We start from the raw sequence: 15,225 nt of genomic DNA, 5'->3' as shown, positions 1-15,225 counted from the left end.
CAAAAAAAGCAAGCGTGATTGTTTGCTTTCTCGCCGGGCCTCTGCGAGCCTATGCCTACGGTGATACGCGTCACAGACACGCGTTCCCCTCACCCCTCCCCCGAGCCCCTGGAGACACTGTGCGACTCGACCCCACCGGCATCGACCCGACCGATCACGCCCTCGCCCGCCGCTGCTCCGTGGGGGACATCCCCACCCGTGCGGCCGCTACGTTCTCTCACCGCACCGCCCTCACCGATGACACCGGTTCATGGACGTACCTCGAGCTCGAGTCCGCCGCCAACCGGTTCGCCCACGGGCTGGTCGAGCACGGCATCCGCGAGTCCGAACCCGTCGCGATCCTCTCCACGAACTGCCGGGAGTTCGTCGCCACCTACTTCGGGACCGCCAAGGCCGGGATGGTCTCGTTGCCCGTCAACCTGCTGTCCGGGCTCGAGAACATCGCACACGCCCTGACCGACTCGGGGACGCGCATCGTCGTCGTCCACGGCTCACTCGTGGAGCTCGTCCTCGGAGCGACCGCCGCCATTCCCGGCGTCGAGACCCTCGTCGTCGTCGGCGGGGTCCCGGACGGACTCGGGGCCACGACCGACGGACCCACGCTGATCGGCTGGGACGACCTGCTGGCGGACGACGACTCCAACCCGGACACCGTGATCGGCGACCGCCAGGTCGTCCAGTGCCTCTACTCGTCCGGGACCACCTCCCGCCCCAAGGGCGTCCTCACCTCCCACCTCTCGGTGACCGTCGCCGCCCTCGGCAACGGCGCGCTGTTCGGCCTGAACTGGGGCGCGGAACCGTCGGTCACCGTGTGCCCGCTCCCCCTCTTCCACACCGCCGGCCTCAACGGCGTCCTGCTGTCCGCGGTGACCATGGGCGCGACGGTCCACCTGCTGCCGGGGTTCGACCCCATCGGGTACGCCGACACCGTCGCCCGCGTCCGCGCCACGCACCTCGTGGGCCTGCCCCTCATGCTCGAGGCGCTCGCCGACGGCACCGACCGGGGACTCGACCTGTCCTCGGTCCGGTTCCTCCTCTACGCCATGGCCCCGATGTCGGAGGAGATGCGCCGACGCCTCGAGACCGCGCTCCCCGACGCGCGGATGGTCCTGGCCTCGGGGATGAGCGAGTGCACGCCGGCCACCGTCATGCAGTGGCCCGAACTGGGCCCGGACAAGTCCGACTCGTGGGGCTACCCCACCCCGATCGCCGAGAACCGGATCGCCGAACCCGGCACCGACGAGTTGCTGCCGCCCGGGACCGACGGCGAGATCGTCTACCGCGGCCCGACCGTCATGGAGGGGTACTGGAACAACCCGCAGGCCAACGCGGAGGCGTTCGTGGGTGGGCGCCTGCACTCGGGCGATCTGGGGCGCATCGACGACGAGGGCGTGGTGTGGTTCTCCGACCGCGTCAAGGACATCGTCAAGTCCGGCGGCGAGAACGTCTCGTCACTGCACGTCGAGCGCGTCCTCATGGACCACCCGCACGTCGCGGAGGTGGCCTGCGTCGGGCGCCCCGACCCGACGTGGGGCGAGCTGGTCGTGGCGGTGGTCGTGCCCTCCGAGGGCGCCCCGGCCGAAGACGAGCTCAAGGCCTCGGTGAGCGAGTTCGGCGCCGAGCGGCTCCCCTCGTCACACCGACCGCGCGATGTCGTGGTGGTGGACTCGATCCCCCGCACCGCGACCGGCAAGATCCGCAAGGTCGAGCTGCGCGCGCTCGCCTGACGACCCGATCGGCCTCTCCGGGCGCCCGGCTGGCGCGGGCGGCGCGGGCGGCGCTGGTTCCTAGGGGCCGACCTCGAGCAGCTCGCCGGGGATCTCCAGTCGAGCCGCGGCGAGGTCGGCACCCAGCCCGGGCCGCAGCACCTCTCCGCGCGGCGGGCGCGCCACCAGGTTGACCGCGCGGAGGTTGGGCAGCAGGTACAGCCTGGTGTCCATGCCCTCCAGCTCGGGGACGAGCTCGCGGAAGCGCTCCGCGGTGAGCTCGCCCGCGAGCCAGGCGAAGGCCGAGTCGTCCCACGTCCACACCGCGATGTTGACCCCGCGCCCGACGACGCCGCGGCGGACGCCGGCCACCGACCCCAGGGTCGCGGCGACGGGTTCCCCGCCCGGGACGGCGCCCGCCGACCACGGGACCGGCAGCTCCCCCGGGCCGATCGGCGCGGTCTCGCGCGGCACGGGAACACGGACGCGCGCACCGTCTGGCAGGACGACGGTGTGCCCGGACTCGTCCTGCGGCAGCGGGCGGGCGACCCGGGTGGGGCGCCGGCCGTCCGGGCCGCCCTGGCCGCCCCGGCTCATGCCGACCACCGCGACGACCGGCGGAGCCTGCTCGCCGCGGGCGCCGCTGATGCGGACGCGGTCGGTGCCCTCCTGCGCCAGGCGGAGGGAGTCGAGCCGCAGGACGACGTCGGGCGCCGCGTACCGGGCGCCGGCGACGCCGTCGAGGAGTTGGTCGGTGACGGTGCCGACCGTGACCGAGCCGAACGCCGACGGGTGTCGCGTGATCACCGAGCAGCCGTCGTCGGCGATCTCGGCGATCGGGTACCCGCCGGTGACGGGGTCGGTGGTACGGGTGACGTCGGTGGTGGAGTCGACGACCCCCGTCGCGCCGGGGCCGCCGGAGAGCACGTGTCCCACCGCGACGGAGCCGGCGAGGGCGTCGAGGGCGGACGGGGTCCAGCCGTGGTGCGCCGCCGCGGCGCCGGCGACGAGGGCCTCGCGACTGACGCGCCCGGTGACGACGACGACGGCGCCGGCCGTGAGCGCGCGTGCGATCCCGAACGCACCGTGTCGGACGGTGGCCACGTCGACGTCACCGAGCCCGAGTGCGGGCGCCCGGTCCGTCACCTCGCCCGGGTCGAGGTGGGCCACGGCGAGCTCCACGCCCTTGTCCGCGGCCAGGGCCCGCAGCTCGCGCGCGAGGCCGGCAGGGTCGAGCGCACCCGCGTTGGTGACGATCCGGACCCCGCCGGCACGGTTCCCTCCGGCGCCGTTCTCGCCGGCGCCGTCCCCGCCGGCACCGCCCGCGCCGAGACGGTCCAGGCACTCGCCGATCTGTACGAGGGCGGCGCGCTCGTACCCCGGACCGCCCGCCGCCCGCTGCTCGGCCAGATCGAGCATCGCCTCGTCCGAGAGCATGTCCAGCGCGAGGACGTCCAGGGACGCCGCCGCGAGGAACTCGGCGGTCGCGCTGGAACGATCGGTCCGCGACGCGGAGACGTTGCCGATGCGTAGGGGCCTCGGGCTGGTCGTCATCGATCCTCCGGGTGCGTCTGTCGGGATGGTGCTCCTCTACTCCAGCATGCTTCCCGTCGCGGCGAAGCGGGTGTGGAAGGAGAACGCCTCCTCGAGCATATGCGGGGTGTTGCCGGCGTCGGGCCGGGCGTTCGCCCTGTCGAGGTAGTCGTGGAGCAGCGGCCGGTACGCCGGGTCGGCGCAGTTGTCCACGACGAGGCGGGCGCGCTTGCGGGGGCTGAGCCCGCGCAGGTCCGCCAGGCCGTGCTCGGTGACGATCACCTGGACGTCGTGTTCGGTGTGGTCGACGTGCGGGATCATCGGGACGATCGCCGACACCGCACCGCCCTTCGCTGTGGACGGGCTCAGGAACATGGAGACGTACCCGTTGCGGGTGAAGTCGCCGGAACCACCGATCCCGTTCATGATCCGGGTGCCGCACACGTGGGTTGAGTTGACGTTGCCGTACACGTCCGCCTCGAGCATGCCGTTCATCCCGATGATGCCCAGGCGTCGGACGATCTCCGGGTGGTTGCTGATCTCCTGCGGGCGCAGCGTGATGTGGTCGCGGTAGAGGTCGATGTTGTCGACCAGCTCCTCGAGACCCGCCTGCGACAGGGCGAGCGAGGTGGCGGAGGCGTGCGCGACCTTGCCCTCGCGGATGAGCCGCAGCATGGAGTCCTGGATGACCTCCGAGTAGCAGGTCAGATTCTCGAACGGCCCGGCCTCCAACCCGGAGAGCACAGCGTTGGCGACGTTGCCGATCCCGGCCTGCAGCGGGAGGAGGCTGCCGGCGGGCATCCGCCCGCGCTCGACCTCCTGGCGGAAGAACTCCACGACGTGCCCGGCGATGGCCCGGCTGGTCTCGTCGGGCTCGGTGAGTGCGCTGGCGGAGTCCTGACGGTCGGTCGGCACCACGGCGATCACCTTGGCCGGGTCGACCTCCAGGTGTGCCTGCCCGATCCGGTCGTCGGGCCGGGTGAGCATGATCGGCCGACGCTCTGGCGGCAGCGCGGTGCGGTAGTAGACGTCGTGCATGCCCTCGACGCCCAGCGGGACCCACGAGTTCACCTCGAGGATCACCTTGTCCGCGACATCGAGCCACGTCTTGTTGTTGCCCACGGACATCGCCGGGACGAGCTTGCCGTCGTCCGTCACCGCCGCCACCTCGACCACGGCGACGTCCACGTTCCCGTAGTAGCCCTCCCACACCTGCTGCGCGACATGTGAGAGGTGGATGTCCACGTAGTCCACGCGGCCCTCGTTGATCGCGCGCCGCGCGGTGGGCTCGCTCTGGTACGGCATCCGGAGGTCGACGCCGCCGACCTCCGCGAGCATCGCCTCGACCTCGTTGCTCACCGAGGCGCCGGTGAGCAGGTTGACGCGGAGTCGGCCGCCCGCCGCGCGAACGGTCCGCATCCGCTCAGCGAGGGCCGGCGCGAACGCCTTGGGGGTGCCCGCACTGGCGAACCCGCTGATCGCGACGGTGTCCCCGTCCTCGATCCGGGAGACGGCCGTGGCGGCGTCGGTGAGGAGGTCCCGGAAGTGCGGATGACGGATACGCGCCGGGTCGAACGATGTTCCCGACTGCTGGACAGCAGATCTCATGCGGCGACCATAGCGTCGGTCACACCGCGAACCCGCGTCGCCGGAGCGCCGCGGTCCCCCCGACATGGTGGGGCGCGCGTGCGGCGGACCCCGCGTGGCCGTGCCGGGTCCTCCCTGCACGGGCCCGCCGGGCGGATAGACTCTGCTGACCGCCCCGACCGTCGTGCCCTCCAGGAGTGTGCCCTTGCCCCCCAGGACCACCCCGATCCCCGATCGCATCGACCAGGCACGCGCCAACTGGGAGCGCGAGGGGTGGGCCGACGCCGCGCAGGGCATGACCGTGGTGACGTCGGTGATGCGGGCGCACCAGATCCTGCTCGCCCGCGTCGAGGAGACCCTCAGGCCCTGGAACCTGTCGTTCCCCCGCTACGAGCTTCTGCGGCTGCTCGCTTTCTCGCGTTCCGGGTCGCTCCCCATCACCAAGGCGTCCGAGCGCCTCCAGGTGCACGTCACCAGTGTCACCAGCGCGATGAAGCGGCTGCTCGACGCGGGCCTGGTCGAACGTCGCCCGCACCCGACGGACGGCCGCACCACGCTCGTCGAGATCACCGACGACGGCCGGCGTGTGGTGGCCGAGGCGACCGCCGCGCTCAACGCCGGCGTCTTCGCCGACCCGGGAATGAGCGCCGACGAGCAGGTCGCGCTCATCGACGCGATCGCCTCCCTGCGCCGGTCCGCCGGAGACTTCTGATCCCGGGGCGCCACACGACACCGCGCCCGGCCCCCTCTCGGGTGGGGCCGGGCGCGGCTGATGGTGGCGGGCTCCCTCGGCGGGGAGTCCCGGGGTCACCCGGTGCGGGTCAGGGCACCTCGGTGGCGAGGACGCGGTCCTCGGAGATCTCGGCGTCCGCGTGGATCTCGTTCTTGCTCGACTCCGTCATCGCCACCACGCACAGCATGGACATGGCCGACAGGAGCGACAGCATGATCCCCACCCCGAGCGTGTTGCCGGCGGCGACCATCGCGGCGGCGGCCAGCGGCGGCAGCGCACCGCCGAGGATACCGGCGAGGTTGTAGCCGAGGCCGGCACCGGTGTAGCGGTAGCGGGCCTGGAACAGCTCGGGTAGCAGAGCGCCGGCCGGGCCGTAGGCGATGCCGAAGATGATGAGGGTGACGAACAGGACCAGGGCGAACGCGATCGGCGAGCCGGTGTCGAGGATCGGGAACACGAACAGCGCCCACACCACGGCCAGGGCGACCGAGGTGCCGATGACCTTCTTGCGGCCGATGCGGTCGGAGTAGATGGCCGAGACCGCGATCGCGGCACCGAAGATGAGCGCGGCGACCATGCCCATGCCCAGGACGAAGGGGCGCGGGTGCTCGAGGTTCTTGGTGGCGTAGTTCGTCAGGAAGGAGGTGCCCATGTAGAAGAGAGAGAACAGCGAGGTGAGCGCGCCACCGGCGATGAGGATCTCCTTCCACTGGAAGCGGATCGCATCGGCGAAGGGCAGGGTCCGGGGAGCGGTCTCCGTGGCGGCGAGCGCCCGGTCCTGCTTGAAGACGGGGGTCTCCTCGACTGAGATGCGGATCCACAGACCGATGAGGACCAGGACCGCGGACAGCAGGAACGGGATGCGCCAGCCGTACTGCATGAACGGGCTGTTGACGTCCGCGCCGTCACCGGCGATGAGGGAGAACAGCAGGAAGGTGCCCGAAGAGAGGAAGAAGGCGAAGGCCACCCCGAGCTGCGGCCACATACCCATGAGTCCGCGCTTGCCCTTCGGCGCGTACTCCGCCGTCAGCAGGGTCGCGCCGGCCCATTCTCCGCCGACGGCGAAGCCCTGGAAGAAGCGGCACGCGACGAGAAGGATCGGCGCGAGTATGCCGATACCGTTCTCGAACGCCCCGAACGCCCCGGTTTCGTACCCGGGCAGGAGGCCGATGAACACGGTCGCGACACCCATGATCATGAGCGTCCAGACGAGGGTGCGCTTGCGGCCGATCCGGTCGCCGAAGTGACCGAAGACCGCCGCGCCCACGGGCCGCGCGAAGAACGCGACCGCGAACGTGGCGAAGGACGACAGGGTCGCCGTGGCGGGGTTCTGGTCCGGGAAGAACAGGGCCGGGAAGACCAGGGCCGCGGCGGTGCCGTAGATGAAGAAGTCGTACCACTCGATCGTCGTACCGATCGAGGAGGCCGCGGCTACCTTCGCTAGCGAGGTCTTCTGCGTGACCGGCGGGTCGTTCGGCGACTGTGCCGAATCCCCCGCGGGGAGGTTCGTGGCTGTCAAGACAACTCCAAGTCCTGTAAGGGGCCGTCGGGCGGAAGACCCGGCGGGGTGGTCCCCGGCGCGTAAACGCCGATTGACGGACAAGGTATGTGATGGCTGCCACACCCCGTTACACCCGAAAGTGGAGGGTGGGTGATCTGGCTCACGCGGAGGGCGCGGACAACTCCTGTGGCGTCCTCGTGCGGAACCACTCGACCGTCCGCCGGAGTCCGTCACGCCACGACACCGTCGGCTCCCACCCCAGCGCCTCGGCGGCCAGTGCGGTGTCCGGGCGCCGGACCTGCGGGTCGTCGACGGGACGGTCGATGTACCGGATCCGCGAGGACGACCCCACCACCTCGATGACGTCGCTCGCGATGCGCAGGACCTCGAGCTCGTTGGGGTTGCCGATGTTCATCGGCCCCGCGTGGCCCGATTCGGCCAACGCGAGGATCCCGCGCACGAGATCGTCGACGAAGCACACCGACCGGGTCTGGGATCCGTCGCCGGCCACGGTGAGTTCCTCGCCGCGCAGCGCCTGCCTGATGAAGGTCGGGATCGCCCGCCCGTCGTGGGGGCGCATACGGGGGCCGAAGGTGTTGAAGATGCGCACGATCGCCGTGTCGACGCCGTGGGTGGTGCGGTAGGCCTCGGTGAGTGCCTCCGCGTACCGCTTGGCCTCGTCGTACACCCCTCGGGGGCCGACCGGGTTGACGTTGCCCCAGTATGTCTCGGGCTGGGGGTGCACGAGCGGGTCGCCGTACACCTCGGAGGTCGAGGCCAGGAGGAACCGCGCGCCCTTGTCGCGGGCGAGGCCCAGGGCGTTGTGCGTGCCCTGAGATCCCACTCGAAGGGTGTGGATGGGCAACTTGAGGTAGTCGATCGGTGAGGCCGGGGACGCGAAGTGCAGGACGAGGTCGACCGGGCCCGGCACGTGGACGTAGTCGGTGACGTCGCGCTCCATCAACTGGAACCCCGTGTCCGCCGCGAGGTGCGCGAGGTTGTCCGGGGTGCCGGTGAGGAAGTTGTCCAGGGCGACCACCTCGACGCCGCGGCGGCGGAGCTCGGTGCACAGGTGGCTGCCGAGGAAGCCGGCGCCTCCGGTGACGACGGCCCGTGCGATGGTTCGGGTCATGATGTGGTCCTCCCCGTGTCGTGGCTGAGTAGGTCGAAGGCGGAATCGAGCACCTCGTCGGTCCGCACGGCGTCCAGTCGCGGATCGACGACGTCACCGTGGGGGTCGCCCCACGAGTCGGCGTCCGGGTCGCCGTGCCACAGGACGTGGTGCAGGTGAGGGTCGATGAGCGGACCCCACCAGCGGGGCGGGACGGGGCCGAAGAGAACCACCGACGGGGTGGCCAGCGCCGTCGCGAGGTGCGCGATGCCGGTGTCCCCGCTGAGGACGAGTGCGGCCCCGCGGACGAGGTCGGTCAGGGCGTCGAGGTCGAGTGCTCCCCCGGCATCGGTCGCGCCGGGGGTCGACCCGGCGACCTCGGCCGTCAACGCCGCCTCGTCGGCCGAGCCGGTGACCACCACGCGGTGACCGTCCTCGGCCAGCGCGCGCGCGACGGCCGTCCACCGCCCGACCGGCCAGCGTCGGGCGGGCGCGGCGGCGCCGGGGTGGACGACGACCGGCCCCCCGGGAGCCCGGCCGGATGATCCGCCGGACGAGCCGGTGAGGCGGAGGTCCTCGGGACCGCACGGCCCGCCGGCGTCGCTCACCAGGCGGCACCACCGGCGGACCTCGTGTTCGTCCCGGTGCCAGGGCGGGCCGGTGTGCCCCACCTCCGGGCAGTCGAACCCGATGAGGCGGCCAGGGCCCGTGGCGGTGAGCAGGCCGCGACTGGCCGGTCCGTTGCCGTGCAGGTCCACGGCGATATGCCCCCCACGGATCGGCCCGAGCGGGACCAGGCCGGGGGTCGGCAGGACCGCGTCGACCACGCCCAGGCGGGCCAGCCAGCCCCCGACCCCTGCCGGGGCCGCCAGCACGAGGCGGAACCCCGGTGCCAGTCGTCGCAGGCCCCGCAGCGGTGCGATACCGGTGAGGGCGTCCCCCATCCCGAGGGCACGGAGGGCGAGCACGTCGCCGGATCCGATGTCCTCCGGTCGCAGCGCCCACGACTCCTCACGGGCGACGTCGATGTGCGTGGGCACCCCGGCCGCCCGGAGCGCCTCGGCGGTGTACGGCTCAACCGGCATCGCTGATCCGATCGAGGATCGAGGTCGTGGACCGACCGGACAGGAGCGGGAGGATCTCGACCCGGCCGCCCCAGCCGTGGACGATCGGCGCCTCCGGCAGGTCGGCCACGCGGTAGTCGCCACCCTTGACCCAGACGTCGGGCCGCAGTGCGTCCAGTGCGTGACGCGGGTCGTCCTCGTCGAACACCACCACGGCGTCGACGCTGGCCAGCGCCTCGAGCAACGCGCGCCGGTCGGCGACCGGGTTGACCGGCCGGCCGGGCCCCTTGAGCCTGCGTACGGAGGCGTCGGAGTTGAGCAGGACCACCAGCAGGTCGCCCAGCTCGCGGGCGGCGCGGAGGTACTGCGCGTGTCCGGCGTGCAGGACGTCGAAGCAGCCGCCGGTCGCGACGACGACCCCGCCCGCCTCACGGGTGCGGGCGATGCGGTGGGCGAAGCCGTCGAGGGTGCTCGGTGCGGGCTGGTTGCCGCGGCCGCGGAACCCGGCGGCGCCGCCCTCCGCCACCCACCGGGAGGCGTCGGCCACGGCCCGGACCGCCGCGGTGGCCGCCGACTCCCGCCGGCTCAACGACGCGGCGATCGACGCCGCGACGCGGTCGCCCGCGCCGCACGGGTCGCCGGCCTCGCGCCCGCCGGACGGGATCTGCCGCAGGTCGTCCCCCTCTGCGAGCCAGGCGCCCTCGGAGCCGACGGTGACGACCACGGCGCGGGCCTCCCAGGCGCGCCGGAGCGCACGGGCGAGTTCGCCCGGCCGTTCCGGGTCGGCGTCGAGACCGAGGGCACCCGCCGCGTCGAGGGCCTCGGCCAGGTTCGGGGTGACGACAGCGCACCCCGTCACGGGCGACCCGCCCCGGGGGTGCGGGTCCCAGACCACGTCGCCGTCCCGCGCGGCGTGCTCGAGCCCCGCGCGCACGGCCGGGTCGCGGGTGGTCCCCGCGCCGTAGTCACTCACGAGCACGACCGCCCCGGCCAGCGCGTCCGCCAACCGGGCGGGGTCGACATCGCGCGGTGTGGCCGGCCCACCGTCGTCCACGCGGAGCAGCGTCTGGCCGCCGGCCCGGATGCGGGTCTTGGTGCGGGTGCCGCCCTTGTGCCCGAGCGCGCGGACCTCGATGTCGGCGAGCTCGGAACGCAGCGTCTTCCCGGCGGCGTCGTCGGCCAGGGGCGCGACGAGCCGGACGCGGGGCACGCGGTCGATCCGCGCGCACATGAGCGCCGCCAACCCGGCGCCGCCGGGACTCACGCGCGTGTGGTCGGCGTCCACGACGGGGACGGGGGCGTCGGGGCACAGCCTGGTCGACGTGCCCTCGAGGTCACGGTCGAGGACGACGTCTCCGACGACGGCCACGGGTTCAGCGTGCATTGTCCACCTCTCGGCTCCGGGGCAGCCGCGTGTCCACGGCGGCCGCGAGGGCGTGCAGGAGCACCAGGTGACACTCCTGGATCACCGCCGTGTTGCAGGAGGCGACCCGGATCGACTCGTCGCACTCCTGCTCGAGCGGGCTGGGTCCGCCTCCGGTGAGCGCCCATGTGGTGACCCCTCGTTCGCGCGCCCGGCGGGCGGCGGCGATGACGTTCTCGCTGGTGCCGCTCGTGGACAGCAACACGAGGATGTCGCCCGGCGAGGCGTGTGCCTCGACCTGGCGGGCGAAGACCTCGGCGTAGCCGTAGTCGTTGCCGATCGCGGTGAGTCCGGACAGGTCGGAGGTCAGGGCGATCGCGGAGACGGGACGCCGGTCGTCGATGAACCGTCCGACGAACTCGGCCGTGAAGTGTTGGGCCTCGGCCGCGCTGCCGCCGTTGCCGGCGGCGAGGAGCCGGCCGCCCGCGAGCAGGCGCGCGGTGAGCCGGCCCGCCCACCGGTCGAGGGTGGGTCCGTGTCGGGCGACGTCGTCGAGGGCCGCGCGCAGTCCCCCGAGGTGCGACTCGAGCCACCCGCTCGCGGGGGTCGCGTCCCCTGCCGTGCGGGGGGCGGCCGACCGCGCGGCGTCCGCGTAGGCGGCGAGGGTCGCGTCCACGACGCCGTCCCAGGAGAAGAGCGTCTCGGCCCGGCGGCGCGCGGCGGCGCCCATGGCCTCCGCGTGGTCACGGTCGTCGAGCAGCTCGGTCACCGCCCGGGTGACGGCGGCCTGGTCGCCGGGTGGCACGAGTAGCCCGGTGACGCCGTCGTCGACCGAGTCGAGCAGCCCGCCCACGGCCGTGCCGACGAGGGGGCGGCCGCACGCCATGGCCTCGAGCGGGACCATGCCGAAAGGTTCGTACCACGGGGTCACCACCACGACGTCGGCGGAGGCGAGGAGGGCCGCGGCGTCCGGGCGGTCGAGCCGCCCGGTGAAGGTCACCCGGTCGTCCACCCCGAGTTCGCGCGCGAGCGCCTGCAGCCGCACGGCCTCGGGGTCGCGGTCGAGTTCCGCACGGTCGGGTCCGCCGGCCACGACGAGGTCGGCGTCGGGGATGGAGGTGAGCGTGCGGATGGCGTGGTCGATGCCCTTGCGCGGCACCATCCGGCCGAGGGAGACGATCCGGCGGTACCCGTCGCGGCGCGACGGCAGGTGTTCCGCACGCGTCTGGTGGGCGTCGGGGCGGAACAGTTCGAGATCGACCCCGCAGGGGATGACGTGGATCCGGTCGGGGTCGGTGCCGAGGTCGACGAGCTCACGGCGTTCGTCGCGGCAGCTGGCGGTGACGGCGTCGGCGCCGGTCGCGAGCGCGACCTCGTCGGCGAGGCGGCCGGGCGGGCTGGTGTCCGCGCTGCCCTGATGGCGTCGCTTGACCGCGCCGAGGGCGTGGAACGTCTGGAGGAAGGGCACGTCGACCGTCTGCCGGGCGCGATGAACGGCCAGGCCGGACATCCAGAAGTGGGCGTGGGCGACGTCGGGGACGCCGTCGGCGAGCCAGTGCCGCGCCAGCGCGCGCCCGAACTCGTCCATGTAGGGGGCGAGCTCGTCCTTGGGCAGCGGCGCCGGTGGGCCGGCGGTGACGTGGACCAGCCGTACTCGCTCGGCGAGCCGGATCGTCCCGGGAGCCGAGGCCGACTCTCTACGGGTGTAGACGGTGACGTCGTGCCCGCGCGCGCCGAGGCCGGTCGCCAGCTCGGCGACGTAGACGTTCTGCCCGCCCGCGTCCTCCCCGCCGAGCGCGGCCAGTGGACTCGCGTGTTCCGATACCAGGGCGATCCTCATGTCGTCATCTCCTGCAGGACGGTGTCCCAGTCCGCCAGGAAGCGGCCGAGTCCGTAGTGGCGCAGTGCGTGGTCCCGGGCGGCGGCGCCGGTCGCCGCGGCGGCGTCGCGGTCGTGGAGCCAGTCCCGGGCGCGCGCGAGCAGTTCGTCGGGGTCGTTGCTGAGCAGGCCCGCCTCGGGCGGCACCGCGTGGGGCGCCTCGGTGGTGCTCAGCGCCAGGACTGGCATGCCGAGCGTCATGGCCTCGAGCAGGGCCAGGCCGAGGCTGGTCCAGCGGTACGGGTGGAAATAGGCGCGGTGCCGGCCGAGCGTGCGGTGCAGTTCGGCCTGGGGCGGGTTCTCGTGCAGCGTCGGTGCGAGGTGCGGTGCGAGCTCGGCGAGCTCGTCCATCCCCATGCCGTAGACGTGGAGGGGCACCTGACGTCCCAGGTCCACGACGAGGTCGGTGCCGGCGATGCGACCACGGCGTACCGGTTCGTTGACGACGACGGCGAGGCTGGCGTCCTCCCCCGTCCACGACCGCCCGGGATCGACGATGCCGTGCTCGACCACGCCCGTGCGAGCGGATCCGCAGTCCCACATCATGCGGTTGAAGCGGGTGACGTGGATGACGGGCACCCGGTCCTGGTCGGCCATCGGGTGCCGGGACCCGGCCGCGTGCTCGCGGGGCGTGTCGTGCTCGACATAGACGGCCGGCACGTCGACGCCGGCCCGTAGTCCGGTCCACTCGCGCAGCAGGTCGACCTCGTGGGCGCGTTGGAGGATCACGACGTCGATCCCGCCGTCCGCGGCCCGGTCGCGCAGCTGCCCGGGGTCGAGCTCGGAAACCGAGGCGGGCCAGTCCCACGTCTGTGCGCGGCCGCGGCCGTCGGGGCCCCGGTCCGGCAGGACGGGCACGAGGTACTCGTGGTCCCCCTGGACGAAGGACGTGGTCCAGGAGCCGTGGACGTGCCAGATCAGGATGCGCATCGGGTCCTCCTCTCCGTGGCGAGTCCGGTGACGGCGGCGACCACCTCGTCCGGCGGGACGCCGGTCAGGCACGGGTGCCCGTCGACGGGGCACTCGCGGGCGCGGGTGTCGCGGCACGGCGCGTGTTGGTCGCCGAGAAGCCGCACGGGGACGCCCCAGGGCGCCCAGCGGTCGGCGGGGACCACCGGGGAGAACAGCGAGACGACGGGGGTGCCGACGGCGGCGGCCAGGTGGGCGGGGCCGGTGTTGCCGACGACGACGACGGCCGCGCGCTCGAGGACCGCGGCCAGCTGCGCGAGGTCGGTGCGTCCGGCGAGGTCGAGGACACCGCCGTCGGTGCGGCGGGAGCCGTCGGCGCCCGGGCTCTCGCGGGGGCGGTCGCCGCCGGGGCACGCCGCGAGGGTCCGGTCGACCAGGTCGCGCTCGCCGGGGCCGCCGGTGACCGCGACGAGGTACCCGGCGTCGCGCAGCGTCGCGACGATGCGCCCGGCGTGGTCGGGCGTGAGCGACCGGGCGGGGACGGAGGCGCCGGGGTGGACGACGACGAGGTCGCGCCCGTCGCCCGGGAGCAGGTCGGTCACGTCGGGGAGCGGGTGCCGCACGGCGAGACCGGGGATCCGGGCGGGTCGCCGGGCGCCGGCCGCGACGGCGATCTCGACGGCGGCCTCGACCTCGTGCCCGCCGCCGGGCGGGTCCTCGCGGCGCACGCGCACGTCGAGCAGCGAGCCGGGGTAGTCCACGCTGGCGGCGGCGATGAAGGGCACCCCGGCCAGCCGCAGCAGCAGGGACATCGGCAGGGGGCTCTGGTGGAAGGAGGTGAACACCACCGCACGGTCGTAGCCCCCGGAGGCGATCCTCTCGACCAGCCCGGCGGTGGCGGCGCGGTCGACCGGCGGCGGGCGGAAGCCCGACCAGGGGGCGTCGTACACCAGCACCTCGGAGACCGCCGGGAGGAGCCCGGCGGCCGCGAGGCCCTGGGAGGAGACCAGCAGGTCCACCTCGTCGCCCGTCTCGGCCAGGAGGGTCAGGGCGGGGCCGCAGAGCAGCACGTCGCCGTCGGAGTCGAGCCGGACGGCCAGGGTGCGTCCCATCAGCGCAGCACCTCCCCCACCGCCGTGAGCAGGTCGGGGGCGACGCACGGGGCGTCGCGGACCTCCTCGGGCCGGGTCACCGGGGTCGGCACGAGGACCGGCCGGGCGCGTGCGGCCAGGGCGGCCTCGACGTCGGCGCCGATGTCCCCGATGACCACGCACTCACGCGGGTCGACGCCGAGGTCGGCGGCGGCGGCGGTGACGAGACCGGGTTCGGGCTTGCGGCAGCCGCACCCGTCCTCCGGCCCGTGCGGGCAGTACCGCCAGGTGTCCATCCCGCCGAGGAGCTCGTCGACCCGGGCGTTGACCGCGCGGACCGCCGCGTCGTCGAGCAGTCCCCGGGCGATGCCGGACTGGTTGGAGACGACGCCGACCGCCAGGCCGGCGGCGCGGGCCCTGTCGACGGCCTCGCGGGCGCCGGGCATGAGCTCGACCTTCGCCGGGTCCCCGTTGTAGGGCACGTCCCGCACGAGGGTGCCGTCGCGGTCGAACAGCACCGCGCGGGGCGTCGGCGGCCACGGCGTCGCCCCGCGGTGGCGCCGCCACCCGTCGATCCGGTGGCGGACCGCCGCGAACGGGATGGTGAGGGACGTCGGCACCATCCGGCGCACCTCGGCGCGGAACTCCGGGTGCCCGGGCCGGGGACCGGGACCGAGCCGGATCGCCAGGAAGCGGGCGGTGAGGCCGGCCCAGGCCAGCGCGCCGACGCCCGCCGCCGCGCCGGCCGC

At 73.7% G+C, this 15,225-nt stretch carries 12 protein-coding genes; 2 read left to right on the top strand and 10 right to left on the bottom strand.

Annotation, left to right across the window (positions count from 1 at the left end):
* Positions 1-119 precede the first annotated feature (119 nt).
* On the top strand, positions 120-1,727 hold the full coding sequence (locus DCI01S_RS05250) for a class I adenylate-forming enzyme family protein (protein ID WP_061228281.1): 1,608 nt from the start codon (positions 120-122) through the stop codon (positions 1,725-1,727).
* A 60-nt stretch (positions 1,728-1,787) separates the two neighbouring features.
* On the opposite strand, the gene DCI01S_RS05245 is transcribed toward DCI01S_RS05250, so the two are convergent.
* A complete protein-coding gene (locus tag DCI01S_RS05245; RefSeq protein ID WP_061228280.1) occupies positions 1,788-3,260 on the bottom strand; it encodes an acyclic terpene utilization AtuA family protein in 1,473 nt (490 codons plus the stop codon).
* A gap of 36 nt (positions 3,261-3,296) precedes the next feature.
* The gene (scpC, locus tag DCI01S_RS05240; RefSeq protein ID WP_061228279.1) at positions 3,297-4,847 is read right to left on the bottom strand and encodes a succinyl-CoA:acetate CoA-transferase ScpC; all 1,551 of its coding nucleotides are present in this window, start codon (positions 4,845-4,847) and stop codon (positions 3,297-3,299) included.
* Positions 4,848-5,031: 184 nt separating this feature from the next.
* Here scpC and DCI01S_RS05235 point away from each other — a divergent pair, with 184 nt between their 5' ends.
* A complete protein-coding gene (locus DCI01S_RS05235) occupies positions 5,032-5,538 on the top strand; it encodes a MarR family winged helix-turn-helix transcriptional regulator (RefSeq protein WP_061228278.1) in 507 nt (168 codons plus the stop codon).
* Positions 5,539-5,647: 109 nt separating this feature from the next.
* On the opposite strand, the gene DCI01S_RS05230 is transcribed toward DCI01S_RS05235, so the two are convergent.
* From DCI01S_RS05230 to DCI01S_RS05195, 8 genes are all read right to left on the bottom strand, one after another.
* Complete coding sequence (locus tag DCI01S_RS05230; protein ID WP_061228277.1) at positions 5,648-7,078, bottom strand: MFS transporter; 1,431 nt, start codon at positions 7,076-7,078, stop codon at positions 5,648-5,650.
* 142 nt (positions 7,079-7,220) lie between these two features.
* Entirely contained in the window at positions 7,221-8,192 is a 972-nt protein-coding gene (locus tag DCI01S_RS05225; RefSeq protein WP_061228276.1) for a UDP-glucuronic acid decarboxylase family protein, read from the bottom strand.
* A complete protein-coding gene (locus DCI01S_RS05220) occupies positions 8,189-9,256 on the bottom strand; it encodes a glycosyltransferase family 9 protein (protein WP_167349545.1) in 1,068 nt (355 codons plus the stop codon). The genes DCI01S_RS05225 and DCI01S_RS05220 overlap by 4 nt, the downstream gene beginning before the upstream one ends.
* Positions 9,246-10,604, bottom strand: coding sequence for a D-glycero-beta-D-manno-heptose 1-phosphate adenylyltransferase (gene rfaE2, locus DCI01S_RS05215; RefSeq protein ID WP_244881658.1), 1,359 nt, complete (start codon positions 10,602-10,604; stop codon positions 9,246-9,248). Before rfaE2 ends, DCI01S_RS05220 begins: the two co-directional genes overlap by 11 nt.
* 4 nt (positions 10,605-10,608) lie before the next feature.
* The gene (locus tag DCI01S_RS05210) at positions 10,609-12,438 is read right to left on the bottom strand and encodes a glycosyltransferase (RefSeq protein ID WP_061228274.1); all 1,830 of its coding nucleotides are present in this window, start codon (positions 12,436-12,438) and stop codon (positions 10,609-10,611) included.
* Complete coding sequence (locus DCI01S_RS05205) at positions 12,435-13,406, bottom strand: glycosyltransferase (RefSeq protein WP_061228273.1); 972 nt, start codon at positions 13,404-13,406, stop codon at positions 12,435-12,437. The genes DCI01S_RS05210 and DCI01S_RS05205 overlap by 4 nt, the downstream gene beginning before the upstream one ends.
* Positions 13,394-14,497: a glycosyltransferase family 9 protein gene (locus DCI01S_RS05200; protein WP_174521527.1), complete on the bottom strand. Its 1,104-nt coding sequence runs from the start codon at positions 14,495-14,497 to the stop codon at positions 13,394-13,396. Before DCI01S_RS05200 ends, DCI01S_RS05205 begins: the two co-directional genes overlap by 13 nt.
* On the bottom strand, positions 14,497-15,225 hold a 729-nt coding region (locus DCI01S_RS05195), incomplete at its 5' end, for a D-glycero-alpha-D-manno-heptose-1,7-bisphosphate 7-phosphatase (protein WP_156482549.1). The genes DCI01S_RS05195 and DCI01S_RS05200, both read right to left, overlap by 1 nt.

Source organism: Dietzia cinnamea NBRC 102147, from assembly GCF_001571065.1.
GTDB classification, from domain to species: domain Bacteria; phylum Actinomycetota; class Actinomycetes; order Mycobacteriales; family Mycobacteriaceae; genus Dietzia; species Dietzia cinnamea.
The sequence above is the reverse complement of the archived record's forward strand: the minus strand, read 5'-3'. Positions and strand labels throughout refer to the sequence as shown.

Bases quoted from the DNA above. Each gene is read 5' to 3' on its own strand.
- DCI01S_RS05225 (WP_061228276.1), bottom strand. From the start codon at position 8,192: ATGACCCGAACCATCGCACGGGCCGTCGTCACCGGAGGCGCCGGCTTC.
- DCI01S_RS05205 (WP_061228273.1), bottom strand. From the start codon at position 13,406: ATGCGCATCCTGATCTGGCACGTCCACGGCTCCTGGACCACGTCCTTC.
- DCI01S_RS05200 (WP_174521527.1), bottom strand. From the start codon at position 14,497: ATGGGACGCACCCTGGCCGTCCGGCTCGACTCCGACGGCGACGTGCTG.
- DCI01S_RS05210 (WP_061228274.1), bottom strand. From the start codon at position 12,438: ATGAGGATCGCCCTGGTATCGGAACACGCGAGTCCACTGGCCGCGCTC.
- DCI01S_RS05220 (WP_167349545.1), bottom strand. From the start codon at position 9,256: ATGCCGGTTGAGCCGTACACCGCCGAGGCGCTCCGGGCGGCCGGGGTG.
- scpC (WP_061228279.1), bottom strand. From the start codon at position 4,847: ATGAGATCTGCTGTCCAGCAGTCGGGAACATCGTTCGACCCGGCGCGT.
- DCI01S_RS05245 (WP_061228280.1), bottom strand. From the start codon at position 3,260: ATGACGACCAGCCCGAGGCCCCTACGCATCGGCAACGTCTCCGCGTCG.